The 26323-nt window shown below is 44.8% G+C and carries 17 protein-coding genes; 14 read left to right on the forward strand and 3 right to left on the reverse strand.

Annotated features, from left to right (window positions below; genetic code table 11):
• From nusG to AC0L6N_RS01090, 12 genes are all read left to right on the forward strand, one after another.
• Positions 1-573 carry a transcription termination/antitermination protein NusG gene (gene nusG / locus AC0L6N_RS01035; RefSeq protein WP_006992802.1) on the forward strand — a complete coding sequence of 191 codons (573 nt, stop codon included), beginning with the start codon at positions 1-3 and terminating at the stop codon, positions 571-573.
• A gap of 402 nt (positions 574-975) precedes the next feature.
• The gene (gene rplK / locus AC0L6N_RS01040; RefSeq protein WP_006992803.1) at positions 976-1404 is read left to right on the forward strand and encodes a 50S ribosomal protein L11; all 429 of its coding nucleotides are present in this window, start codon (positions 976-978) and stop codon (positions 1402-1404) included.
• Between the two features lie 3 nt (positions 1405-1407).
• Positions 1408-2109 carry a 50S ribosomal protein L1 gene (gene rplA / locus AC0L6N_RS01045; RefSeq protein ID WP_006992804.1) on the forward strand — a complete coding sequence of 234 codons (702 nt, stop codon included), beginning with the start codon at positions 1408-1410 and terminating at the stop codon, positions 2107-2109.
• 364 nt (positions 2110-2473) lie between these two features.
• Positions 2474-2992: a 50S ribosomal protein L10 gene (gene rplJ, locus AC0L6N_RS01050; protein WP_011573496.1), complete on the forward strand. Its 519-nt coding sequence runs from the start codon at positions 2474-2476 to the stop codon at positions 2990-2992.
• Positions 2993-3047: 55 nt separating this feature from the next.
• Positions 3048-3419: a 50S ribosomal protein L7/L12 gene (rplL, locus tag AC0L6N_RS01055; protein WP_006992806.1), complete on the forward strand. Its 372-nt coding sequence runs from the start codon at positions 3048-3050 to the stop codon at positions 3417-3419.
• A 277-nt stretch (positions 3420-3696) separates the two neighbouring features.
• On the forward strand, positions 3697-7725 hold the full coding sequence (gene rpoB, locus AC0L6N_RS01060; protein ID WP_473478056.1) for a DNA-directed RNA polymerase subunit beta: 4029 nt from the start codon (positions 3697-3699) through the stop codon (positions 7723-7725).
• 90 nt (positions 7726-7815) lie between these two features.
• Positions 7816-12003 (forward strand): DNA-directed RNA polymerase subunit beta', encoded by a 4188-nt coding sequence (gene rpoC / locus AC0L6N_RS01065; protein ID WP_011573498.1) that lies wholly within the window; start codon positions 7816-7818, stop codon positions 12001-12003.
• 209 nt (positions 12004-12212) lie between these two features.
• The gene (rpsL, locus tag AC0L6N_RS01070) at positions 12213-12587 is read left to right on the forward strand and encodes a 30S ribosomal protein S12 (protein WP_006992809.1); all 375 of its coding nucleotides are present in this window, start codon (positions 12213-12215) and stop codon (positions 12585-12587) included.
• A gap of 76 nt (positions 12588-12663) precedes the next feature.
• Positions 12664-13134 (forward strand): 30S ribosomal protein S7, encoded by a 471-nt coding sequence (gene rpsG / locus AC0L6N_RS01075; protein WP_011573499.1) that lies wholly within the window; start codon positions 12664-12666, stop codon positions 13132-13134.
• Between the two features lie 12 nt (positions 13135-13146).
• Positions 13147-15252 (forward strand): elongation factor G, encoded by a 2106-nt coding sequence (fusA, locus tag AC0L6N_RS01080; protein ID WP_473478058.1) that lies wholly within the window; start codon positions 13147-13149, stop codon positions 15250-15252.
• A 63-nt stretch (positions 15253-15315) separates the two neighbouring features.
• Positions 15316-16500 (forward strand): elongation factor Tu, encoded by a 1185-nt coding sequence (gene tuf, locus AC0L6N_RS01085; protein ID WP_011573501.1) that lies wholly within the window; start codon positions 15316-15318, stop codon positions 16498-16500.
• 1207 nt (positions 16501-17707) lie between these two features.
• Entirely contained in the window at positions 17708-19633 is a 1926-nt protein-coding gene (locus AC0L6N_RS01090) for a methyl-accepting chemotaxis protein (protein WP_473478059.1), read from the forward strand.
• 21 nt (positions 19634-19654) lie between these two features.
• Here the strand turns inward: AC0L6N_RS01090 and AC0L6N_RS01095 are convergent, their stop codons facing one another.
• Together AC0L6N_RS01095 and ppc are read right to left on the reverse strand one after the other, a co-directional pair.
• Positions 19655-20284: a YigZ family protein gene (locus tag AC0L6N_RS01095; protein ID WP_473478061.1), complete on the reverse strand. Its 630-nt coding sequence runs from the start codon at positions 20282-20284 to the stop codon at positions 19655-19657.
• A gap of 173 nt (positions 20285-20457) precedes the next feature.
• Positions 20458-23076 (reverse strand): phosphoenolpyruvate carboxylase, encoded by a 2619-nt coding sequence (gene ppc, locus AC0L6N_RS01100; protein WP_011573504.1) that lies wholly within the window; start codon positions 23074-23076, stop codon positions 20458-20460.
• A gap of 303 nt (positions 23077-23379) precedes the next feature.
• On the opposite strand from ppc, the gene AC0L6N_RS01105 reads away from it, so the two are divergent.
• Both AC0L6N_RS01105 and AC0L6N_RS01110 read left to right on the forward strand, forming a co-directional pair.
• A complete protein-coding gene (locus AC0L6N_RS01105) occupies positions 23380-24000 on the forward strand; it encodes an FKBP-type peptidyl-prolyl cis-trans isomerase (RefSeq protein WP_006994029.1) in 621 nt (206 codons plus the stop codon).
• Positions 24001-24197: 197 nt separating this feature from the next.
• Positions 24198-25763 carry a SulP family inorganic anion transporter gene (locus AC0L6N_RS01110; RefSeq protein ID WP_473478063.1) on the forward strand — a complete coding sequence of 522 codons (1566 nt, stop codon included), beginning with the start codon at positions 24198-24200 and terminating at the stop codon, positions 25761-25763.
• A gap of 74 nt (positions 25764-25837) precedes the next feature.
• Here AC0L6N_RS01110 and AC0L6N_RS01115 read toward each other — a convergent pair whose 3' ends face one another.
• Positions 25838-26008 (reverse strand): DUF3545 family protein, encoded by a 171-nt coding sequence (locus AC0L6N_RS01115; protein WP_006994027.1) that lies wholly within the window; start codon positions 26006-26008, stop codon positions 25838-25840.
• Between the last annotated feature and the right edge of the window lie 315 nt (positions 26009-26323).

The following is a 26323-nucleotide window of genomic DNA, read 5'->3' on the forward strand; positions in this document are numbered from 1 at the left end:
ATGTCAGAAATTACAGAAAATGCGGACGTGCCAGAGAAGTCAGATAAAAAGTGGTATGTCGTTCAGGCGTTCTCTCAATATGAAGGGCGTGTGAAAAAGACACTTCTTGAATATATTAAAATGCACGAAATGGAAGATTCTTTCGGAGAGATACTTGTTCCTACCGAAGAAGTCATTGAAATGCGCTCTGGCCAACAACGTAAGAGTGAGCGTAAGTTCTTCCCAGGTTACGTATTAGTACAAATGGATATGAACGAAGATTCATGGCATTTAGTCAAAAGTGTTCCTCGTGTGCTTGGTTTTATCGGTGGTACATCTGACCGCCCAGCGCCTATCACCACAAAAGAAGCTAATGCTATTTTGAATCGCCTTGAAGAAGGTGTTGATAAGCCAAAACCAAAAACATTGTTCGAACCAGGCGAAGTGGTACGTGTTACCGATGGTCCTTTTGCTGACTTTAACGGTGTGGTTGAAGAAGTCGATTACGAAAAGAGCCGCTTAAAAGTATCGGTGCTTATTTTCGGTCGCTCAACACCTGTAGAATTAGAATTCGGCCAAGTCGAGAAGGGGTAAAAGCGGGGCTTTCGGAAGCTTAGCTTTCGCCGCTTGCACGACCAGCAGGGATGTCGGGCTGGAACCTGTCACAGGAAGTGAACGAAGAGACAGCGCTAGGCTGTCTTTTTTGTTAATACATCGATGTTTCGAAAATTCGGATGGTTTGACTGGCAATTGGCGCCAAAGATGGCGTCGCAGAAATTAAAATAAAGATGTCCAAACGACATCTTTTTTTGATTTTAAATCGAACATTATGCAGCTTATGGTTTCGACATGAATTGGATAAAGTTCGTACATAATGGTTGCGAAGGGTTTATAGTTAGTCTATACTTCGCGGCCCTTTTTGTTGAACGGGAAGCCAATTAAGCAAGCATTCTCAGTGTTTGCGAGGCGTTTGACCCATTAATTGAGAGTATTATCATGGCTAAAAAAGTCACAGGCATTATCAAATTACAGGTTGCGGCTGGTGCTGCTAACCCAAGTCCGCCAGTTGGTCCAGCATTGGGTCAAAAAGGCGTTAACATCATGGAATTCTGTAAAGCATTCAACGCTAAAACAGGTGACATGGAAAAAGGTTCTCCCGTTCCAGTAGAAATTACTGTTTACGAAGACCGTTCTTTCACATTCGAAACCAAGACATCACCTGCTTCTTACATGCTTAAGAAAGCGGCTGGTATCAAAAGTGGTTCTGGTCGTCCTAACACTGAAAAAGTGGGTAAAGTGACTCTTGCGCAACTAGAAGAAATTGCTAAAGCGAAAGAACCAGATCTAACTGCAGCTGATTTAGAAGCAGCTGTTCGCACCATCGCTGGCTCTGCACGCAGCATGGGCTTGGTAGTAGAGGGATAAGAAATGGCTAAATTGACTAAACGCGCTCGTCTTGTACGTGACAAAGTAGAAGCGACGAAAGAATACGATTTCAATGAAGCGGTTGCTTTGTTGAAAGAACTTGCTACCGCAAAATTCGCTGAAAGTGTTGATGTTGCTGTAAATCTTGGCATTGATGCACGTAAATCTGATCAAAACGTTCGTGGCGCAACTGTGCTTCCTAACGGTACTGGTAAAGAAGTACGTGTTGCTGTTTTCACTCAAGGTGCAAACGCTGAAGCTGCTAAAGAAGCGGGTGCTGACATCGTTGGTATGGAAGACCTAGCTGAGCAAGTTAAGAAAGGCGAAATGAACTTTGACGTAGTTGTTGCATCTCCTGACGCAATGCGCGTTGTAGGTATGTTAGGCCAAATCTTAGGCCCTCGTGGTTTAATGCCTAACCCTAAAACGGGTACAGTAACGCCAGACGTAGCGACAGCGGTTAAGAACGCTAAAGCTGGTCAGGTTCGTTACCGCAATGACAAGAATGGTATCATTCATGCCAGCATCGGTAAGATTGCTTTTGAAAGCAACCAAATCGAAGAAAACTTAGCCGCTTTGATTGAAGCTGTTAAGAAAGCCAAGCCTTCATCGGCTAAAGGCGTATACATTAAGAAAATCAGCTTAAGCACTACTATGGGCGCGGGTATTACCATCGACCAAGCTAGTTTAACAGCAGCAAGCTAATTTTAGCCTTAGTTTAGCTAAGGCACTTGTAAGTAGTTGAATTTTTGACTACTTATTCTCTCTAGAAAGGTATGGGTTGGAGTCATTGTTTTCATTAACACATGACTCCCGTCCAAGACCGCAGGCGTAAAGCAGTAACTGAAGTAAGAGAGCAGTTACACAGATTGCAAAATCTTAAATGCTTTACTTAAAACAATAGCCTGCGCAGACGGTGATTTCGACTCAGACTCTCTGGGATTAACGAACACCGTAGAGCGGTAGAATACTTAGCCTGAGTTAATCAAGATAAGCGTTCTATCAATCTGTGAATCCTGAAAAGTGTTATTTAATAATAGACTTTTCAGACTTAAAGAAGGTGAACACAGTGGCACTAGGCTTAGCAGCAAAGAAAGAGATCGTCGCAGAAGTTAGCGAAGTTGCATCTCAAGCTCTATCCGTTGCCGTTGCTGAATACCGTGGTATGGAAGTATCAGAACTAACTGAACTTCGTGTTAAAGCTCGTGAGCAAGGCGTATATCTAAAAGTTGTTAGAAATACTCTAGCTAAGCGCGCATTATCCGAAACTAAGTTCTCTGATTTGGAAAGTGCCTTAACTGGTCCGTTAATTTACGGATTTTCGATTGAAGCACCAGGCGGTGCGGCGCGTCTTTTTAAAGACTTCGCTAAAACGAATGCCAAGTTAAACGTAACTGCCCTTTCTATTGGTAGTGGTCTATTGGGTCCTGAGAAATTGGACGCAGTGGCAGCATTGCCTACCCGCGACGAAGCGCTTGCGAGATTGCTTGCAACCTTCAAAGCACCTGTTGGGAAATTCGTTCAAACTGTTAACGAAATTCCTTCCAAGTTTGTGCGCGTATTGGCAGCGATCAAAGAAACCAAATAATTTGGTTCCTTTGTACATATAATTTTTTAATCATTAAACCCAGGAGTTTAGAGAAATGGCTCTAACCAAAGAAGATATTTTAAACGCAATTGCTGAAATGCCAGTAATGGACCTTGTTGAGCTTATCGAAGCTGCAGAAGAAAAATTCGGTGTAACAGCGACTGCTGCTGTTGCTGCCGCTGCTCCTGCTGCTGGCGGTGAAGCTGCTGCAGAACAAACTGAATTCGATGTTGTTTTGACATCTTTCGGTGGTAACAAAGTTGCTGTAATCAAAGCGGTACGTGGCGCAACTGGTCTTGGCTTGAAAGAAGCTAAAGAAGTAGTTGAAGCTGCACCGAAAGCGATTAAAGAAGGCGTTGCTAAAGAAGAAGCTGAAGAACTTAAGAAGACGCTTGAAGAAGCTGGCGCTGAAGTTGAGCTTAAGTAATCTGTCTAACGACAGGTTACTAGCCTGAAAAGGCTTAGGCTGGTGATTTTATAATCACCAGCCTTTTTGCGCTGTAGGATAAAGTATTTTCATCCTTTAAAATTTATTCTATTTGTTAGCGCAAATTACATTTAAACCTAAATAAAACCAATAAGTTAAGTAAGCCTCTTAATGACTTTGGTAAACGGTTAAAGTGTAAAATAAAGGGTGCTGGAAGTTTGCTTTATAGAAAATCTATTTAGCAAGTTGGGTCAAAAATCGGCAGGCTGAGGAACCCATGGTTTACTCTTATAGCGAAAAGAAACGTATCCGTAAGGATTTTGGCAAACGCCCACAGGTATTGGAAATACCGTATCTACTTTCAATCCAGCTAGATTCTTTTAAAAAGTTTATTGACCTTGACGTCGATGGTCAGCATGGACTGGAAGCAGCATTTCGATCAGTTTTCCCAATAAAAAGTTACTCTGGTAACGCAGAATTACAGTACGTAAGTTACCGTTTAGGTGAGCCCGTATTTGACGTAAAAGAATGTCAAATCCGTGGTGTAACCTTTTCAGCGCCTTTGCGTGTTAAATTACGTTTAGTGTTGTTCGATCGTGAAGCAGCACCAGGCACAGTAAAAGACATCAAAGAGCAAGAAGTTTACATGGGCGAAATTCCGCTCATGACTGAAAATGGAACTTTCGTCATTAACGGTACTGAGCGAGTCATCGTATCTCAGTTACACCGTTCGCCAGGCGTATTCTTTGATCACGATAAAGGTAAAACTCACTCATCAGGTAAAGTGTTATATAACGCGCGCGTTATACCTTACCGTGGTTCGTGGTTAGACTTTGAATTTGACCCTAAAGATAACCTTTATGTTCGTATCGATAGACGCCGCAAATTGCCTGCGACTATCATGCTACGTGCATTAGAAATTCCTACCGAAGAAATTCTTGGTATGTTCTTTGAGAAGAACCAAGTACGTATCGACGGTAATCGTTTCATGTCTGATATCGTGCCAGATCGCCTTCGTGGTGAAACTGCACAATTCGATATTTTAGACTCGGATGGCAATGTGCTTGTAGAAGCAGGCCGTCGTATTTCAGCTCGTCATACCCGTGCGCTTGAAAAAGCCGGTATCGTTGAACTTGAAGTACCAGCTGAATACTTAGTTGGCCGTGTATTCGCGTGTGATTACGTGGATCAAGAAACCGGTGAACTTGTTGTTGCTGCAAACGATCTATTAACACTTGAAAATGTTCTGGCACTTAAAGAAGCCGGATATACAACGTTTGAAACTTTGTATATTAACGAACTTGATCACGGTGCTTATATCTCTGACACCTTGCGCATTGATAGCTCAACTAACCGCCTAGAAGCGTTGGTTGAAATTTATCGCATGATGCGCCCTGGTGAGCCACCAACGAAAGACGCAGCAGAAACGTTATTTACTAACCTGTTCTTCTCCGAGGATCGTTACGATTTATCGTCTGTTGGACGTATGAAGTTCAACCGTCGTTTAGGTCGTGAAACATCTATCGGTGCAGGCACATTAGACAAAGACGACATCGTTGACGTAATGAAGCAACTGATCACTATTCGTGACGGTAAAGACGACGTTGATGATATCGATCACTTGGGTAACCGTCGTATTCGTTCTGTTGGCGAAATGGCCGAGAACCAATTCCGTGTTGGTCTAGTTCGTGTTGAACGTGCCGTTAAGGAACGTTTGAGCTTAGGTGATTTAGACGCTGTTATGCCTCAAGACCTTATTAATGCGAAGCCTATTTCGGCTGCGGTTAAAGAGTTCTTTGGCTCAAGCCAGTTGTCTCAGTTTATGGATCAGAACAACCCGTTGTCTGAAGTAACCCATAAGCGTCGTATTTCAGCCTTAGGCCCGGGCGGTCTTACACGTGAGCGTGCAGGCTTCGAAGTACGAGATGTACACCCGACTCACTATGGTCGTGTATGTCCTATCGAAACACCTGAGGGACCAAACATCGGTTTGATCAACTCGCTGGCGAGTTTCGCTCGTACCAATGATTTTGGTTTCCTAGAAACACCATATCGTAAGATTGTTGACGGTGTAGTGACTGACGAAATCGATTACTTATCAGCAATCGAAGAAGGTCAATTCTCAATCGCACAGGCTAACGTTGTGCTTGATGAATCTGGCCGTCTTGCTGATGACTTGATCCCTTGTCGTCACCGCGGTGAAACAACATTGAAAGAAAGCTCTGAGATCACCTACATGGATGTATCTCCGCAGCAAATCGTTTCAATCGCAGCCAGTATCATCCCGTTCCTAGAACACGATGATGCTAACCGAGCCTTGATGGGTGCGAACATGCAACGTCAAGCGGTGCCAACGCTTATTGCAGATAAGCCACTTGTTGGTACCGGTATGGAAAAAACAGTTGCAGTTGATTCTGGTGTAACAGTAGTAGCTAAACGCGGTGGTCGTGTCGACTACGTTGATGCAAGCCGTATTGTTATTAAAGTTAATGAAGAAGAAACGGTTGCCGGCGAGGCGGGCATCGATATCTACAACTTAACTAAGTACACCCGTTCTAACCAGAACACCTGTATCAATCAGCGTCCTACTTGTAATGTTGGTGAGCCAATTGTTGCGGGTGACGTATTAGCCGATGGTCCATCTACTGATTTAGGTGAATTAGCGCTAGGGCAAAACATGCGTATCGCATTCATGCCTTGGAACGGTTATAACTTCGAAGATTCAATCTTGATCTCTGAGCGCGTTGCTATGGAAGATCGTTTCACCACAATTCATATTCAAGAATTGAGCTGTGTGGCACGGGATACCAAGTTAGGGCCAGAGGAAATCAGTTCTGATATTCCAAATGTAGGTGAATCTGCGCTGGGTAAATTGGACGAGTCCGGTGTTGTGTACATCGGTGCTGAAGTTAAAGGTGGCGACATCTTAGTGGGTAAAGTTACCCCTAAAGGTGAAACACAGTTAACACCTGAAGAGAAACTTTTACGAGCTATCTTCGGTGAGAAAGCATCTGACGTTAAAGATACTTCATTGCGCGTGCCTAACAGCGTTCGTGGTACTGTCATTGATGTACAGGTATTTACTCGTGATGGCGTAGAAAAAGATAAGCGTGCACTTGAAATTGAAGGCATGCAGTTACGTCAAGTGAAGAAAGATTTATCAGACGAATTCAATATTCTTGCTGATGGCATCTTCGCTCGTGCTAAAAACTTGTTGATTAAATCCGGTATCGAAGAGTCTCGTTTAGAGTCTGCTCAACGTGAAAAATGGTTCGACCTAACGCTAACAGATGAAGATGCGCAAACTGAGCTTGATCAAATTGCTGAGCAGTTTGTTGAAATCAAAGCTGATTTTGATAAGAAGTTCGAAATCAAGCGACGCAAGATCACTCAAGGTGATGATCTTCAACCAGGCGTTCTTAAAATCGTTAAGGTTTACTTGGCTGTTAAACGTCAAATTCAACCTGGTGATAAGATGGCTGGTCGTCACGGTAACAAGGGTGTTATTTCAACAATTAAACCAGTTGAAGACATGCCTTACGATGTTAACGGTACGCCGGTAGACATCGTATTGAACCCATTGGGTGTACCGTCACGTATGAACATCGGTCAGATCCTTGAGACTCACTTAGGTATGGCTGCTCATGGCATAGGCGTGAAAATCGACCGCATGTTAAAAGAGCACGAAGAGATGGCCAAGTTACGTAGCTTCCTTAAAGAGGTTTACGGTGCTGGCACAACTCACCAAGAAGTGGATCTTGATAACTTCAGTGATGACGAAATTACCCGTCTAGCAGATAACTTGCGTAAAGGTGTGCCTATGGCAACACCAGTGTTTGATGGTGCTACTGAGGCAGAAATCAAACATATGCTTACGCTTGCTGATCTTCCTGAAAGTGGGCAAATCGCTTTGTTTGACGGTCGTACCGGACGTGAATTTGAACGTCCAGTAACAGTTGGCTACATGTACATGTTGAAACTTAACCACTTGGTTGATGACAAAATGCATGCTCGTTCAACTGGCTCATACAGCTTGGTTACACAGCAGCCGTTGGGTGGTAAAGCTCAATTCGGTGGTCAGCGCTTCGGAGAGATGGAAGTATGGGCACTGGAAGCATACGGTGCCGCTTACACCTTGCAAGAAATGTTGACAGTTAAATCTGATGATGTGAATGGTCGTACTAAGATGTATAAAAACATCGTTGATGGTGATCATCGCATGGAACCTGGTATGCCAGAATCTTTCAACGTATTGTTGAAAGAGATTCGCTCACTAGGTATCAACATCGAGCTGGAAGAGCAATAAGCCGCGTCTGCAGAGCTTATAGACAGGATAGTCTGATGGGTGTTAATCCATCCATCAGGCTTTTTCAACTGACTCCGCTGGGAGAGTAATGTGAAAGACTTATTAAAGTTTCTTAAACAACAACACAAGTCCGAAGAATTCGATAATATTCGAATTGGTCTTGCGTCACCTGACATGATCCGTTCATGGTCTTTCGGTGAAGTTAAGAAGCCAGAAACCATTAACTACCGTACTTTCAAGCCTGAGCGTGATGGCTTGTTCTGTGCGCGTATTTTTGGACCGGTTAAAGACTACGAGTGTTTGTGTGGCAAATATAAGCGCCTTAAACACCGTGGTGTTATATGTGAAAAATGTGGCGTTGAAGTAACGTTAACCAAAGTACGCCGTGAGCGTATGGGCCACATTGAATTGGCAAGTCCAGTTGCACATATTTGGTTCCTTAAATCATTACCGTCACGTATCGGTTTGATGCTTGATATGACACTTCGTGATATCGAACGTGTGCTTTATTTCGAATCATATGTTGTTGCCGAACCTGGCATGACAACGCTTGAGCGCAGCCAACTTCTTTCTGAAGAAGAATATCTTGATGCGCTAGAAGAGCACGGTGACGAGTTTGAAGCAAAAATGGGTGCCGAAGCGGTTTTCGAATTGCTTAAAGCCCTAGACGTTGATGCTGATGTTGCTGCTATGCGCGAAGAATTGCCTAGCATTAACTCTGAGACTCGTCGTAAGAAAATCACTAAGCGCTTGAAGCTACTTGAATCGTTCCAATTGTCTGGTAACAAGCCAGAGTGGATGATCCTTACTGTTCTTCCGGTATTACCACCTGACTTACGTCCTCTGGTACCGCTAGATGGTGGTCGTTTTGCAACATCTGATTTGAACGATCTGTATCGTCGAGTGATTAACCGTAACAACCGTTTGAAGCGTCTTCTAGACCTTGCTGCACCTGACATTATCGTGCGCAACGAAAAACGTATGTTACAAGAAGCAGTTGATGCCTTGTTAGATAACGGCCGTCGTGGTCGTGCTATCACAGGCTCAAATAAGCGTCCTCTTAAATCTTTGGCTGACATGATCAAAGGTAAGCAAGGTCGTTTCCGTCAAAACTTATTGGGTAAACGTGTAGATTACTCTGGTCGTTCAGTTATCACTGTTGGTCCTACTCTACGTTTACATCAGTGTGGTCTTCCTAAGAAGATGGCACTTGAGCTATTCAAACCGTTCATCTATGGAAAATTAGAAGGGCGTGGTTTAGCGACAACCATTAAAGCAGCCAAAAAATTAGTTGAACGTGAAGATCCGGAAGTATGGGACGTTCTAGACGAAGTTATTCGTGAACACCCAGTATTACTTAACCGTGCGCCTACACTTCACCGATTGGGTATCCAGGCGTTTGAGCCAACCCTAATTGAAGGTAAAGCGATCCAATTGCACCCATTAGTATGTGCGGCGTATAACGCTGACTTCGATGGTGACCAAATGGCGGTTCACGTTCCGTTGACTATCGAAGCACAGCTAGAAGCACGTGCGTTAATGATGTCAACCAACAACATTCTATCACCAGCCAATGGTGAGCCTATCATCGTTCCTTCACAGGATGTTGTAATGGGCTTGTACTATATGACACGTGACCGTGTTAATGGTTTAGGTGAAGGCATGATGTTCACTAGCCCAGACGAAGCTGAAAAAGCGTATCGTACGGGTAATGCGGAACTTCACGCTCGCGTTAAGGTACGTATCACTGAGTATGACGTAGCAGAAGACGGTTCTAAGACAGAGAAAGTAACATTGACAGATACTACTGTTGGTCGTGCAATTTTGTCTTTGGTATTACCAAAAGGCTTGCCTTTTGAGTTAATCAACCAAGCCATGGGCAAGAAGATGATTTCTCGCCTACTGAACGCTTGTTACCGTACTCTAGGTCTGAAAGATACTGTTATCGCGGCTGACCAAATTATGTATACCGGTTTCCACTACGCAATGATTGCGGGTGCTTCTGTTGGTATCGATGACATGGTTATCCCTGATGCGAAGAAAGACATCATTGAAGGTGCTGAAGCTGAAGTACGTGAAATCCAAGAGCAATTCCAGTCTGGTCTTGTTACTGCGGGTGAGCGTTACAACAAGGTTATCGATATCTGGTCTAACGCTAACGAAAAAGTAGCGAAAGCCATGATGGAAAATCTATCAATCGAAACGGTTAAGAACCGTGACGGTGAGATGGAAGACCAAGCATCATTCAACTCAGTATTTATGATGGCCGACTCTGGTGCTCGTGGTAGTGCCGCACAGATTCGTCAGTTGGCGGGTATGCGTGGTCTGATGGCGAAACCAGATGGTTCAATCATCGAAACGCCAATCACCGCTAACTTCCGTGAAGGTCTAAACGTACTTCAGTACTTTATATCTACTCACGGTGCGCGTAAAGGTTTGGCCGATACGGCATTGAAAACAGCTAACTCAGGTTACTTGACTCGTCGTTTGGTTGATGTTGCACAAGATTTGGTTATCAATAACGAAGATTGTGGCACATTCGAAGGTGTGAAAATGACACCGCTAATCGAAGGTGGTGACGTTGTTGAGCCGCTTCGTGAACGTGTACTAGGGCGTACCGTTGCCGAAGACGTGTTGAAGCCTGGTACTAATGAAATTCTAGTAGAACGTAACGTGCTACTGGATGAAGCATTGGTTGATATGCTTGAGTCTAACTCGGTTGATCAAATCCAAGTTCGCTCGGTTATTACCTGTGAAAATGACTTTGGTGTATGTGCTAAGTGTTACGGTCGTGACCTTGCACGTGGTCACATGGTTGGTCACGGTGAAGCGGTTGGTGTTATTGCAGCACAATCAATCGGTGAGCCAGGTACACAGTTAACCATGCGTACGTTCCACATCGGTGGTGCGGCATCACGAGCGTCAGCTGAGAACAGCGTACAGGTCAAAACAACAGGTACACTGAAGCTACAAAATGCTAAGTTCGTTCGCAACACAGACGACAAAGTGGTTATCGTTTCTCGTTCAACTGAAATCACTATTATTGATGATCAAGGTCGTGAGAAAGAGCGTTATAAGGTGCCTTACGGTGCTATCTTAACCACAGATGACAATGCGACAGTCACTAGCGGTGAAGTCGTTGCTAACTGGGACCCGCATTCGCATCCAATCGTTACTGAGCGTCAAGCTAAGATCAGCTTTGCTGACATCGATGACAGTAACACCGAAATGCAGCAGGATGAGTTGACAGGTCTTACACGTATCGTCGTAAATGATCTATCTAAGGCGAATGCTAAAGAGCCTAAGCTAATCCTTGAAAGTGATGAGCATGGCTTACAAGAAATTCGTTTGCCGAGTTTCACCACGATTGAAGCCACTGACGGTATGCAGGCTAAGCCTGGTGATGTGTTAGCGCGTATTCCTCAGGAAAGCTCGAAAACACGTGATATTACCGGTGGTCTTCCAAGGGTTGCTGACTTGTTCGAAGCACGTAAACCTAAAGAGCCAGCTATTTTAGCCGAAGTCTCAGGTACCATTGGTTGGGGTAAAGAAACCAAAGGTAAGAAACGTCTTGTTATCACGCCGAAAGACGCTGATGCATACGAAGAGATGATCCCTAAATGGCGTCAACTTAACGTGTTCGAAGGTGAAAACGTTGAGAAAGGTGAAGTTATTGCGGATGGCCCAGAGTCACCTCATGACATCCTACGCTTACGTGGTATCAGTGCTGTTTCTAACTATATCGTTAATGAAGTACAAGAAGTTTACCGCCTCCAAGGGGTAAAAATTAACGATAAGCACATCGAAGTGGTTATTCGTCAAATGCTACGTAAGTGTATGATCACTTATGCAGGCGACAGTAACTTCCTTGAAGGTGAGCAAGTAGAAGTATCTAACGTGAAAATCGCTAACCGTGAATTGGAAAAGCAAGGCAAAATCCCTGCTCAGTACGAAACACAGTTATTGGGTATCACAAAAGCATCGTTGTCCACTGAGTCATTTATCTCAGCGGCATCTTTCCAAGAAACCACTCGTGTACTTACCGAAGCCGCTGTGCAAGGTAAAGAAGATGAGTTACGTGGCTTGAAAGAGAACGTTATTGTAGGTCGTTTGATACCAGCCGGTACCGGTTTTGCGTATCACCAGAAACGTACTGCAAGAAAACTAGCAGAGCGTCAGGCAGTTGAAGAACTATCTGTCTCTGCAGCAGATGCGGAGCAAGCCTTAACTGAAGCACTTAATGCTGAAGTAATGGACACGCCATCATCTGATGAGTAAAAAATAAGATCATTTGTTAACCCAGATGGTATGGACGCCAATTTAGGCCTTAATCGGTCTTTATTGGCGTTCTCGCTTGACAGGTCAAACTTTGGTCATTAGACTTCCGCGACCCGAAATTTGGTAACAGATAACGGGCCGCGGATTTTTCGCGTTTTATATCCTATGTAAGGATATTCTCAGTCGTAATTTTAACCAGGAGCTAGTTAATGGCAACAGTTAACCAGTTAGTGCGCAAGCCACGCCAAAAGCCCGATGCGAAGAGCAACGTAGCGGCATTGCAGGCCTGTCCACAACGCCGTGGTGTATGTACTCGTGTATATACCACCACTCCAAAGAAGCCAAACTCTGCATTGCGTAAAGTTTGTCGTGTTCGTTTAACCAACGGTTTTGAAGTTTCTTCATACATCGGTGGTGAAGGCCATAACCTACAAGAGCACAGTGTTGTTCTTATCCGTGGTGGTCGTGTTAAAGATTTACCAGGTGTTCGTTACCACACTGTTCGCGGTACATTAGACTGCGCAGGCGTAAGTTCACGTAAACAAGCCCGTTCTAAGTACGGCGCAAAAAGGCCTAAGTCTTAACGGTTCTCCGTTAGTAAGGCCAAACTAAAGTATTAATTGAGTTTTGGGATATTCCTGAATTCTACGGAGAATTAAGATGCCAAGAAGAAGAGTTGTAGGTCAACGCAAAATCCTACCGGATCCTAAGTTCGGATCGCAGTTACTTGCAAAATTTATGAACGTTGTCATGTTAGATGGCAAAAAATCGACTGCTGAAAAAATCGTTTACGGTGCACTCGACATTGTTGCTGATAAAGCTGGCAAGTCTCACCTAGAAATTTTCGAAGACGCTTTGGACAACATCCGTCCTACGGTAGAAGTTAAATCTCGCCGTGTGGGTGGTTCTACGTACCAAGTACCAGTAGAAGTTCGTCCTGTTCGTCGTAATGCCCTAGGTATGCGCTGGTTAGTTGACGCTGCTCGTAAACGTGGTGAAAAATCAATGGCTCAACGCCTTGCAGCTGAAATGCTCGACGCTGCTGAAAACAAAGGTTCTGCGGTTAAGAAACGTGAAGACGTTCACCGTATGGCTGAAGCCAACAAAGCATTCGCTCACTACCGTTGGTAATAAGAGAAAGCTATGGCTCGTAAAACGCCTATCAATCGCTACCGTAACATCGGTATCGTGGCTCACGTCGATGCGGGTAAAACCACGACGACGGAACGTGTTCTCTTCTACACCGGTTTGTCGCATAAAATCGGTGAAGTCCATGATGGCGCTGCCACCATGGACTGGATGGAACAGGAACAAGAGCGCGGTATCACTATTACCTCGGCGGCTACGACCTGCTTTTGGGCAGGTATGGATAAGCAATACGACCAACATCGCATCAACATCATAGACACGCCTGGACACGTTGACTTCACGATTGAAGTTGAGCGGTCTTTGCGGGTCCTTGATGGTGCCGTTGTCGTATTTTGTGGTTCTTCCGGTGTAGAACCTCAATCAGAAACGGTCTGGCGTCAAGCTGACAAATATCACGTCCCTCGGGTCGTGTTTGTCAACAAGATGGACAGAGCCGGTGCAGATTTTGAACGAGTGGTTGGGCAAATTCGCAAACGACTCGGTGCTACCTGTGTTCCTATTCACCTCAATATCGGTTCAGAAGAGAACTTCAGAGGTGTTATCGATTTGATTAAGATGAAAGCCATCAATTGGAATGAATCTGATCAAGGCATGACATTTAGCTATGAAGGTATCCCTGCTGAATTGCAAGACAGAGCAGAAGCGCTACGTACTGAACTTGTAGAAGCCGCCGCAGAAGCCAGTGACGAATTGATGGACAAGTATTTGGAAGGCGAAGAGCTAACCGAAGAAGAGATCAAACTCGCATTGCGCCAGCGTACAATTAATAATGAAATTGTACTCGCTACTTGTGGTTCTGCTTTCAAGAATAAAGGCGTACAAGCGGTTTTGGATGCAGTAATTGAATTCTTACCTGCACCCGCAGACGTACCAGCTATCACTGGTGTGTTAGATGATAAAGATGAAACTGAAGCGACTCGTCCAGCAGATGACGATGCTCCGTTTGCAGCTTTAGCATTTAAAATCGCTACTGACCCATTTGTGGGTACTTTAACATTTTTCCGTTGTTACTCTGGTGTGGTTAACACTGGTGATAGCGTATATAACCCTGTTAAAGCTAAGCGTGAGCGATTTGGTCGTATAGTGCAAATGCACGCGAAAGATCGCGAGGAACTCAAAGAAGTTCGAGCAGGCGATATTGCTGCGGCAATAGGTCTCAAAGATGTGACGACAGGTGACACCTTGTGTGACCCTAACCATATCATTACGCTCGAGCGGATGGACTTCCCTGAGCCCGTTATTTCTATTGCAGTTGAGCCTCGCTCACAAGCCGATCAAGAAAAAATGGCCTTAGCGTTAGGTAAACTAGCGGCTGAAGATCCATCATTTAAAGTTAATACTGACGAAGAGTCAGGACAAACAATCATATCTGGGATGGGTGAACTTCATCTTGATATCATTGTAGATCGCATGAGGCGTGAATTTAGCGTCGAATGCAATGTAGGTAAACCTCAAGTTGCTTACCGCGAAACCATTCGTGGCAAAGTCGACGTTGAAGGTAAGTTTGTTCGTCAATCAGGTGGCCGTGGTCAATTTGGTCATGTTTGGCTGACAATCGAGCCTAATGAAGAAGGGGCTGGGTACGAATTTATTAACAATATAGTCGGTGGTGCAATTCCAAAAGAATTCATTCCTTCCGTTGATAAAGGTATCCACGAACAGATGCAAAATGGTGTGCTTGCAGGTTATCCGGTACTTGATGTAAAGGTAACTTTGTTCGACGGTTCATATCATGATGTTGACTCTTCTGAAATGGCGTTTAAAATCGCTGGTTCAATGGGTTTTAGAAAGGGCGCTGCTGAGGCAAAACCTGTATTGCTTGAACCCACAATGAAAGTTGAAGTTACCACCCCAGAAGACTGGATGGGTGATGTTGTTGGTGATTTGAATCGCCGACGCGGTGTGATAGAAGGCATGGAAGACGGTGTCGCTGGGATCAAGATTGTTCTTGCGAAAGTGCCATTATCAGAAATGTTTGGATATTCCACTGACTTGCGTTCAGCTACGCAAGGAAGAGCATCATATTCAATGGAATTTTTTAATTATTCAGAAGCGCCTAATAATGTTGCGAAAGCCATTATTGACGCTCGTCAATCTTAATAAAGGTCTGGTCCGGTTTACTACATTAGTAGGGCCGGGTTTTTAACTTAGGAAATTTGTAAAATGGCAAAAGCAAAGTTTGAACGTACTAAACCCCATGTAAACGTTGGCACAATCGGCCACGTTGACCACGGTAAAACTACACTTACAGCAGCAATTACTACTGTACTAGCAAAAACGTACGGTGGTGCAGCATCTGCATTCGATCAAATCGATAACGCTCCTGAAGAGCGCGAGCGTGGTATCACAATTTCAACGTCTCACGTTGAATACGATACGCCTACTCGTCACTACGCACACGTTGACTGTCCTGGACACGCCGATTATGTAAAAAACATGATCACTGGTGCTGCTCAAATGGATGGCGCGATTCTAGTAGTAGCAGCGACCGATGGTCCTATGCCACAAACACGTGAGCACATCTTGTTAGGCCGTCAGGTTGGCGTACCTTTCATGGTTGTTTTCATGAACAAATGTGACATGGTTGACGACGAAGAATTGCTAGAATTGGTAGAGATGGAAGTACGTGAATTGCTTTCAGAATACGAATTCCCTGGCGACGACCTACCAGTAATCCAAGGTTCAGCGCTTAAAGCCCTAGAAGGCGAAGAGCAATGGGAAGCAAAAATCATTGAGCTTGCAGAAGCCCTTGATAGCTACATCCCAGAGCCAGAGCGTGACATCGACAAGCCTTTCCTACTTCCAATTGAAGATGTATTCTCAATTTCAGGTCGTGGTACGGTTGTAACAGGTCGTGTTGAGCGTGGTATCGTAAACACAGGTGATGCAGTAGAAATCGTTGGTATGAAAGATACAACGACTTCAACGGTAACTGGTGTTGAAATGTTCCGTAAATTGCTTGACGAAGGTCGTGCTGGTGAGAACATCGGTGCATTGCTTCGTGGTACTAAGCGTGAAGATGTTGAGCGTGGTCAAGTACTAGCTAAGCCTGGTTCAATCAACCCACACACTCAATTCGAAGCTGAAGTATACGTACTAAGCAAAGACGAAGGTGGCCGTCATACTCCATTCTTCAAAGGTTACCGTCCACAGTTCTACTTCCGTACAACTGACGTAACAGGTGCTGTAGAGCTTCCTGAAGGCGTAGAAATGGTAATGCCTGGTGACAACTTGAAATTCGTAGTTGAATTGATTGCTCCTATCGCGATGGACGAAGGTTTACGCTTCGCAATCCGTGAAGGTGGCCGCACAGTAGGTGCTGGCGTTGTTGCAAAAATCATTGCTTAATTACTAGCAAATTGATTTGAAAAAAAGGTCACTTCGGTGGCCTTTTTTTATGTCTATACAAAATGGGGTTTAATCCGTCCATGGTGATGCGGCCAGCCCGATATCCGTATCGGTCGTTCAACCGGCTGGCGCAGTGCGCCAGAAAGCCTCCGGTTTCACCCTTTTTTGTGCCTGCACGTATTGTGTGGCTCCAAGCGGATTATTCCGTGACAAAATCGTCGGGAACGATTTTGAACATGCGAAGCATGGCCCGTAGGGCGTAGGGCAGGATGCCCAGAGTAACGTGGCCGCACAGTAGGTGCAGGTGTTGTTGCAAAAATCATTGCTTAATTACTAGCAAATTGATTTGAAAGAAAGGTCACTTCGGTGGCCTTTTTTTATGTCCAGACAAAACGGGGTTTAACCCGTCCCTGGTGATGCGGCCAGCCCGATATCCGTATCGGTCGTTCAACCGGCTGGCGCAGTGCGCCAGAAAACCTCCGGTTTCACCCTTTTTTGTGCTTGCACGTATTGTGTGGCTTCAAGCGGATTATTCCGTGACAAAATCGTCGGGAACGATTTTAAACATGCGAAGCATGGCCCGTAGGGCGTAGGGCAGGATGCCCGGAGTAACGTGGCCGCACAGTAGGTGCAGGCGTTGTTGCAAAAATCATTGCTTAATTACTAGCAAATTGATTTGAAAGAAAGGTCACTTCGGTGGCCTTTTTTTATGTCTATACAAAACGAGGTTTAACCCGTCCCTGGTGATGCAACTAGATGTCACTGTACACAAAGCGGGAGTAATCACTTTCTAAGTGATGGGCCCGCTTTTAGAGTGATGTAGCTGTGTACAAAATGCGGTCTAACCCTTCCCTGGTAGCTCGGTCCAGTGCACACAATCCTGTGTGCCCGTTCAGTCAGGCGGCGCAATGCGCCTAAACAAATTGACTTTCACCCCTGTGGGGCGTTCAACCGGCTGGTGCGGTGCACCAGAAAGACTTCGGTTTCCCCCTTTGTTAAGTCTGCCAGAAAGCCTATTGTTGCTATCCTGTATGGTAAGTCAGTCTAAGCGCTAAAGCGGAAGCACTTCACTTTCGAAGTTATAGGGCTGGTAAAATTACTAGCCTTTATTTGTTTGTAGTTGTGTAGAATGGTGTTATGCAATGCGTATCGCTGCCGATACAAATATTAATTCCGCCACACTCTTCAAAGTCCTAAAAGAGCACCGATGAAACAGTTGTCCATAAAGCAAAAAATTATTTTCACTCTGAGTATCTTCGTATTGTTAACCTCTACATTAGTAGGCGGTATCAGCATGATGACCGCTCGCACCACGATCGAGGATCGTGTACTTGGCACGGAGTTACCCAACGTTGTTAAGCGGATCGCAAGTGAAATTGACGGCAAAATAACAGCCATGCAAATTGTCGCTACTCAAATTGCGACAGATCCCTTTATTCTGCAATGGAACGAGCAAGGGCAATCAGCAGAAGGTGAGAAACTCCTTGTTCAGTTATTGCAAAATACCGTGAGTCAGCACAACTTGAGTGCCGCTTCGTTTGCGGACAAACAGACGAATCGTTACTGGAATCAAGAGGGTTTTCTGCGTACTTTAAAAGACGATACGGCTGATGGTTGGTTTTTTAAATACATCCAAAGTAAACGAGCCGATATGGTCAGCGTTTATCGAGATCCAAATACGGGTAAAACAGATTTGTTCGTAAACTATCAGCAAGCCAATGGAAGGGGGTTATCTGGTACCGCTAAGTCCTTTAAAGACGTTGTCGATTTGCTCGCAAGTTTTAAGTTAGAAGCATCGGGTTTCGTTTATTTGGTTGATGATCAAGGGCTGGTTCGACTTCATACTGAAACAGGACTGATTAATAACGCCAACCTAGATGCCTTATATGGTAATGGTAATGGGACCAGCTTATTAGAAAAGAGCGACTTCAATCTAGCCATTGTAGAGATGAACAATACCAAAATGTTCGTCGTAAGCAGTTATATACCCAGCATGAATTGGTATGTCGTGGCCCAAGTACCGTACAACGAAATATTCGCCACCTTAGACAACGCAGTATGGAATATTACGCTCTGGTCAATTTTAATTGCAGCAATAGCATGTTTGGCCGCGTGGTTTGTCGCTACCAGCATTACGCGGCCTATCAATGAACTTGCAGGCGTCTTTAAAAAATTAGGAACAGGGAACGCGGATCTTGCTTATCGCTTACCTGAAACGGGTCAAAAGGAATTAGCAGATGTTGCAAAGGGCTACAACGATTTCGTTAATCAATTAGATATGACGTTTAGTGACGTAATGCAAAACAGTATAGCGCTTAAAGATGTCGCGCGTTCATTACAAAATATCGCCGGCCAAACCTTAGAAAGTGCGCAACAAAGCGATGAGCACACTCAAGATATATCGATGAATCTAAGTCAGGTGAGCAGTGCAGTAAGTGAAGTGGCAAAAAGTGCTGAATCTGCAACGGTGGTGGCGGTACAAATCAATTCTGAAGGAGATCAAATATCTCAGGTTATCACTAACACCCAGCAAGATATTAATGGATTAGTGACTAAGATAAACGATGTTGCCGAGGTCATTCGTTCACTGAGCAATAACACGGACACCATTGCTAAAGTACTGGAGAATATTCAAGCTATTTCCGATCAAACGAATCTACTCGCGTTGAATGCCGCTATTGAGGCGGCGCGAGCGGGAGAGCAAGGTAGAGGCTTTGCTGTGGTAGCAGATGAAGTTCGCACGTTAGCGAAACGAACGGCAGACTCTACTCATGAAGTGCAAGCGATTATGCAAGAGCTCAAGGTGACCTCGGCATCAGCAACTAAAGAAATCACCTCGATAATTGAGCAATCTCAAGTTACTGCTAGCTCCATAGGAACCGCCCATCAGGTTCTAGAGGCAAATAGTTCACATTTTAACGACATAACTCAAGCCAATCGGTCTGTAGCTGCGGCGACAGAAGAGCAGTCCGTTAGTATCGAGTTGATAAATCGTAATATGCAAGACATCAGAAAGCGCTCTGGGGTGAATATGCAAAAGATTGCTCAGATGGCAGATGAGTCAGGTGGGTTAAATGCATTGGCGCAACAGTTGGACGTGTTAACGCATCAGTTCAGCAAAGGTAAACGCTAGTTAAGCTAGCTGGTGTCTCAGTTATTCTTTGGGCTCTAGGTGACGTGCTCTGAGCTTTGTGTTCTCAAACAAAGAGGCTTTTTTCAATAAACTTGTAACCTGAATAGCCTCTACTGAAACCACGATAGAGGCTACTTCTGTAAACCTCGAAGACGTAATACAAAGGTCATATTCACGCGTTAAATCGTCTATAACGCCCTGTAAGGCGTAATCGTATTCAATGGCAATATGAGCTGTTGCTACACGTGTTTTGGTGGTCAACAGCGACAGAGCTTGTTTAACACCGCCGCCATAAGCTTTCACTAAGCCTCCTGTACCCAATTTTGTTCCACCAGAGTAACGGATCACCACCGCGGTTATCTCACCTATATGGCTGCCCTGTAATTGAGCGAGTATCGGTTTACCAGCGGTGCCGCTTGGTTCACCATCATCACTAAAACCTAACTGCATCGAGTCCGTGGGTGGGCCAGCCACAAAGCCCCAACAATAGTGCCCAGCTTGTGGATGCGCGTTTTTTATTCGTTGGATAAACGCTTTGGCCTCTGCAGCGCTAGGTGTATGAGAGAGTAGAGTGATAAACCGGCTACGTTTTATTTCTTCTTCAAAGCTGACTGGTGCGCTGGGGATCAAATAAGGGGATGTTATTGCCATAAGCTCAATCTGTGGGGCGTGTAAAATGGAATGATAGGAATTATACGTAAAATGAAAAAAACTGTCTCAAGTGATTACCTGAGACAGTTTTTATTGCATCAAACCAACTATTTAAGAGGGTGTTGCGTGTTCGTCCTTAAGCACTACTTCGCAGAGTGCTACCTGGTAGAGCACTACCCAGTATTCCTCATACCTACTGCAATACCGGCGATGGTCACCATCATGGCGCGCTCCAACGTTGGGTCCGCTTCTTCACCTTTTGCACGAATACGCTCTAGCAATTCAATCTGTAAAAAATGCAATGGTTGTAAGTAACCTGCACGGATGTTCATAGATTCATTACCTTTCGGGTCTGACTCCATGACTTCTTTTTGTTGAAGCACATCGAGTAACAAGCTCATGCTCATATTGAGTTCATCACGCAAGGCATCACCTAAATGCCGCAGTTCTTCAGGGACCAAACGCTTGTCATATTCAGCGCTAATACGTGGGTCGGCTTTACCGAACACCATATCTAGCATGGAGAAGCGCGAGTGAAAGAACGGCCAGTTTTGAAGCATGTCGTCGATCAGTGGGCGATGACCTGCGTCAATAGCGGTTTGAACCGCTTTCATTGCACCTAACCACGACGGTAAAACCAAACGTGTTTGCGCCCATGCGAATATCCAAGGTATAGCACGTAGGCTTTCGATCCCGCCGCTAGGTTTACGCTTGGCTGGGCGGCTACCCAGTGGCAATTTGCCTAGTTCTTGTTCCGGCGTGGCGACTCTGAAATAAGGCACGAAATTCTCATCGTGACGTACTGTATTGCGGTAGTTGTCGCGCGCGTTTGCAGCCACTTCGGTGATTAAATCACGCCATTCTTGTTTCGGCGCTGGCGGCGGCGAAATTAGGGCTTCTAATATCGCGCTGGCGTACAAAGCTAAACTGCGCTGAGCAAGTTGCGGCATGCCAAATTTATAACGAATGGTTTCACCTTGCTCGGTAACACGGAAACCGCCAGATAAAGAGCCTGGAGGCTGAGACAGGATCGCTGCATGAGCGGGTAAACCACCACGACCAATTGTACCGCCGCGACCATGAAACAGCGTTAATTCAACGCCGTACTTTTCAGCAATCCCAACAAGGGCTTCTTGCGACTCGTACTGAGCCCAACCCGCAGCCATAGCGCCGGCGTCTTTCGCTGAGTCAGAATAACCTATCATTACGTACTGATGACCTTGAATATAACCACGATACCAGTCGATGTTCATTAAGGCATCAATAACAGTGGCAGCAGCATTCAGATCGTCAAGCGTTTCGAATAATGGGGCAACAGGCATAGGCCATGTCACGCCGAATTCGCGCAACAATAGGTGCACGCTAAGCACGTCTGAAGGTAAACTCGCCATTGATATAATGTAAATACCGAAGCCTTCTTCACTGTGCTGTGCGACCACTTTACAAGTATCAATCACTTCTTGAACGTCGGCAGAGGGCTGCCATTTGGCTGGAAATAAAGGTCGCTTCGAGCTCAACTCTTTTAACAAGAATGCTTGCTTGTCTTCTTCGCTCCAGTTGCCGTAGTCGCCCATGCCTAAGTGGCGGGTAAGCTCACTGAATACGTCAGCGTGACGCTCAGAGTCCTGGCGAATATCCAACTTAAGTAAATGCACTCCAAAACAATGTACTCGGCGAATGGTGTCTAACAAGCGCCCATCGGCAATGACGCTCATACCACAAGCTTGCAACGAGTTGTAACATAGCATTAGCGGAGTCAGTAGCTCATCCTTGCTGGCAATCCATTTACTGTCGTCTACTGACGCACCGCTTAGAAATTCAGCAATACCATTTTTGGTATTGGTTAGCGTGTCCAGCAAAGGGCGTAATAGTGCACGATACGGTTCAAGTTCATCGCCTACCATTGAACGAATTGTGTCGTCACAATCACTCATCGACAGCTCTACTTGCAACATATCCACGTCTTGAGCGAACAGTTTCGCTGCGCGTTTACGGGCGAGTAACAGAACTTGCTGAGTCACCTTCGATGTTACGAATGGGTTACCGTCTCGGTCACCGCCCATCCACGAGCTTAATTTCACTGGGGCTGCATCTAGGGGGAGCGCAAGATTGTATTTCGCTTCAAATTTTGCGCTTAGCTCACGCACGAAATCGGGTACTGCTTCCCACAACGAGTTTTCGATAACCGAAAAACCCCAACGAGCTTCATCTACAGGGGTAGGGCGCACGGTGCGAATTTCTTCTGTGTGCCATGCTTGTGCCACCAAATCCGCTATTCTGGTGCGAATTTTATCTCGTTCAATGTCAGATAAGCTCGTTTGATGTATTTGACGCAAACATTGCGCTAATTCGCTGTGTTTGTGGATCAATGTGCGGCGAGTGACCTCAGTAGGATGTGCCGTTAATACCAATTCAATACTGAGTTGGTTTACCGCTTTTTCGAAGGTCTCTGCAGATACGTTATCTTTGTCCAAATGATTGAACAATTCTTGAATAGAGTCTTGATCATGGTTGGCGCTGTTAAATTCTTGCTCGGCGATATTCGCTAAATTTAGAAATTGAGAAAATGCACGACCTACGACTAACAGTTGCTCATCTTCGAGCTCACTAAATAGTGCTTTAAGTTTGTCAGAACATTCACTGTCGCCTTTATATGATTCGCGACCATCTAGTCTGATGGTTTCTATTCGTTGCAGCCACTCATCCCCCAATTGGGCTCGGATCATGTCACCTAACGTTGAACCTAGATTACGTACGGTTTCTTTGAGTTGTGAGTCTAGAATTTTTGGCACTGGTGCCTCCGCTGGAATAATAGAAGATTAAAGAATAATGCTAAAAACAGCCCGTTACCATACTGTTAAAATGGTGAATTGTCTAAAAACCAACTGTGGTTACTTAGCAACAAGATGCATACTTTTACCCTAAAGTTCGTAGCAGCGATAGATGTATTTAAATCTGAAAGCTTTCAACGTTGGTTACTGATTAAGCGAAGGTGGACGCTTTTTTAAATCATCGAGCGCTTTGTGATACCCTATCGGCCATTTTTTATAAAGTGGTGTGATTTTACGCCCTTGTTCTAATTTCTAGGAGTGATTGTGTCAGATAAATTTTCAACTATTGAGCTACAAGCAAGCTACGGTATCGGTCTTCAAATGGGTGAGCAATTGCGCGCTAACCCTTTCGACGGATTAGACATCTCTGCCGTGCAAGAAGGCCTAGCTGACGCGTTTAACTTGCAACCCGCGCAAGTGACTAACGACGCGCTGCGTGAAGCATTCAATCAAATCCACGAGCGTATGCAAGCTGCTAAAAATGCTCAGTTTGCTGAAGCGCAAGAAGCAGGTGAAGCGTTCTTGTCAGACAATGCTAAGCGTGATGAAGTAACGGTAACTGAAAGCGGATTACAGTATGAAGTAGTGAATGCGGGTGACGGTGAAACACCTACTGCTGCATCTACCGTGCGTGTTCATTACCACGGTACCTTGCTAGATGGCACTGTGTTCGATAGCTCTTACGATCGTGGACAACCGGCTGAATTCCCTGTTGGCGGTGTGATCAAAGGATGGACTGAAGCTCTTCAGCTTATGCAAGTTGGTGCTAAGTTACGTTTATTTGTTCCACATGATCTTGCTTATGGCGAGCAAGGCGCTGGCGGTGCAATCGCACCATTTAGCACACTTGTGTTTGATGTTGAGCTACTTGATATCATTGCGTAACACGCATTTTATGCTTTAAAAGCCGGTTCGCCGGCTTTTTTTATGCCTGATTACCGCACAGCGATAGAAAGCGTGGCACAAGTGGCACAAAGAGCACGAAAAAATGAGTGTTTAACAAACTGTTAAAACACCTAGTTGGTTTTTGCTGGTAAAATAGCCGGATATTAAGGGTGTTCTTGGATAATAGAGGAAAATGAATGATTGATATAACTGGCGATCGTGGCAGCAATGTCAAAAACGATGTGCTGTCGGGTATCACGGTTGCATTAGCGCTAGTGCCAGAAGCGGTTGCGTTTGCATTCGTAGCAGGTGTTGAGCCAATGGTCGGCTTGTATGCTGCTTTTATGATGGGCTTGATTACGTCTGCAATTGGCGGGCGACCAGGTATGATTTCTGGTGCCACAGGCGCTATGGCTGTAGTCATGGTAGCGTTGGTTGCTCAGCATGGCGTGCAATATTTGTTTGCTGCTGTGTTATTGGCCGGCCTACTGCAAATCTTGGCCGGGGTGTTTAAACTGGGTAAGTTTATACGACTGGTCCCTTACCCCGTTATGCTCGGGTTTGTAAATGGCTTGGCTATCGTGATTTTCTTGGCGCAGCTTGGTCAATTTAAGGTCACCAACGCATTGGGTGAATTGGAATGGATGCAGGGCAGTGCGCTGTATTACATGCTGGGTCTAGTTGGCTTAACCATGGCAATTATTTTCCTGTTACCTAAGTTAACCAAAGCCGTTCCTGCATCTTTAGTCGCTATTGTCACCGTAACGCTTTTAGTGCATGGCTTAGATTTAGAAGCACGCACTGTTATCGATTTTGTGCGCGATATGTTGCCTGAAGAGCAAAAAGCCACCGCGACGTTAGCAGGTGAGCTACCTAGTTTTGCTATTCCTATGGTGCCGTTTAACTTTCAAACTTTATATATCATTTTACCTACATCCGTGATTCTGGCGTTAGTTGGTTTGATTGAATCGTTGTTAACGTTGTCACTCATCGATGAAATGACCGATACCCGTGGAAGCGGCAATCGTGAATGTGTTGGCCAAGGTGTGGCAAACACAGTTAACGGTGTCTTCGGTGGTATGGGCGGGTGCGCCATGATTGGCCAAAGTATGATTAATATCAACTCTGGCGGTCGCGGTCGTTTATCTGGCATCACAGCGGCGTTAGTACTTCTTGGCTTCATTCTTTTCGCTGCTCCTTTGATTGAAATGATCCCGCTGGCAGCCCTTGTCGGTGTTATGTTTATCGTGGTTATCGGTACGTTTGAGTGGGCCTCTTTCCGTATTATTCGCGGTGTAAATAAAGAAGATGCATTTGTACTATTTCTGGTGACGGCAGTTACTGTTATCGCTGATTTGGCTATTGCGGTAGTGGTTGGCGTAATAGTGTCGGCACTGGTGTTTGCATGGAAACACGCTAAGCACATTTCTGCCAAGACGCATACTGACGAAGATGGATGGAAAGTATATGAGCTACAAGGGCCGCTGTTCTTTGGCTCTGTTTCTTACTTTAAAGACTTGTTCGACCCACAAAATGACCCGCAAGATGTGGTGATTGATTTTAATGACTCTCGTGTTTGGGATTCGTCAGGAGTAGATGCAATTGACTCTTTGGCTGACAAATATCAGCTACAGGGTAAGAAGCTTCATATTAGGCACATCTCAGCAGAATGCCGCGCTTTAATGAGCAAGGCTCAAGGCTATGTTGAAATGAACCTGAATGAAGACCCACGTTATAAAATTGCTACTGACAAATTAGGTTAATCCTAGTCAATATTTGCCAAGCGTAAAATTAAAAAAACCGCTGAAGGGTCACTTCAGCGGTTTTTTTTAAGAGATTAGAACATCTCTAATTCGTCGGCTTGGGTCATACCTAGCTCACGCAATTCTTGCCGTAGTTTATAGCGGTCGTGAATTGCTTCAATCTCTCTCCACTTTCTTTTTGTTGTTTTCGTTTTATTCGGGCGGGATTCGGTATCAATTACAGTTAATAATTCAGATGTATCCATTGAGATCTCCATTATTACATAATGTATAGCATTGAAATCTTTGAGCTTTCCATTCGAACTCAAATGAAAATTTCAAATAATATTTACCATAGGAGTGGGTAAAATAGAATACATTTCTTAACTTTATATTAACGTTTGGTGAAGTTTTTTTGACACTGATAGCCCTAAGAGCGAGCAAAATGGCGGCGTTTAGGCTATTTCTGTCTATTTTTTAAGCGCGAGACGATAAATACGCTAAAAACCAAGAACGCTCAATTTTCGACCTTATTGTGGCTTTTGTGCATTCTACGCGTACATTTTTTATCCTTACCTTCT

The sequence above is a fragment of the Paraglaciecola sp. G1-13 genome (genome assembly GCF_055809255.1).

What these genes read in the sequence shown, in the direction of transcription:
- nusG (WP_006992802.1), top strand. Translation starts at nt 1, where the DNA reads ATGTCAGAAATTACAGAAAATGCGGACGTGCCAGAGAAGTCAGATAAA.
- rplK (WP_006992803.1), top strand. Translation starts at nt 976, where the DNA reads ATGGCTAAAAAAGTCACAGGCATTATCAAATTACAGGTTGCGGCTGGT.
- rplA (WP_006992804.1), top strand. Translation starts at nt 1,408, where the DNA reads ATGGCTAAATTGACTAAACGCGCTCGTCTTGTACGTGACAAAGTAGAA.
- rplL (WP_006992806.1), top strand. Translation starts at nt 3,048, where the DNA reads ATGGCTCTAACCAAAGAAGATATTTTAAACGCAATTGCTGAAATGCCA.
- rpoB (WP_473478056.1), top strand. Translation starts at nt 3,697, where the DNA reads ATGGTTTACTCTTATAGCGAAAAGAAACGTATCCGTAAGGATTTTGGC.
- rpsL (WP_006992809.1), top strand. Translation starts at nt 12,213, where the DNA reads ATGGCAACAGTTAACCAGTTAGTGCGCAAGCCACGCCAAAAGCCCGAT.
- rpsG (WP_011573499.1), top strand. Translation starts at nt 12,664, where the DNA reads ATGCCAAGAAGAAGAGTTGTAGGTCAACGCAAAATCCTACCGGATCCT.
- fusA (WP_473478058.1), top strand. Translation starts at nt 13,147, where the DNA reads ATGGCTCGTAAAACGCCTATCAATCGCTACCGTAACATCGGTATCGTG.
- tuf (WP_011573501.1), top strand. Translation starts at nt 15,316, where the DNA reads ATGGCAAAAGCAAAGTTTGAACGTACTAAACCCCATGTAAACGTTGGC.
- AC0L6N_RS01090 (WP_473478059.1), top strand. Translation starts at nt 17,708, where the DNA reads ATGAAACAGTTGTCCATAAAGCAAAAAATTATTTTCACTCTGAGTATC.
- AC0L6N_RS01095 (WP_473478061.1), bottom strand. Translation starts at nt 20,284, where the DNA reads ATGGCAATAACATCCCCTTATTTGATCCCCAGCGCACCAGTCAGCTTT.
- AC0L6N_RS01110 (WP_473478063.1), top strand. Translation starts at nt 24,198, where the DNA reads ATGATTGATATAACTGGCGATCGTGGCAGCAATGTCAAAAACGATGTG.
- AC0L6N_RS01115 (WP_006994027.1), bottom strand. Translation starts at nt 26,008, where the DNA reads ATGGATACATCTGAATTATTAACTGTAATTGATACCGAATCCCGCCCG.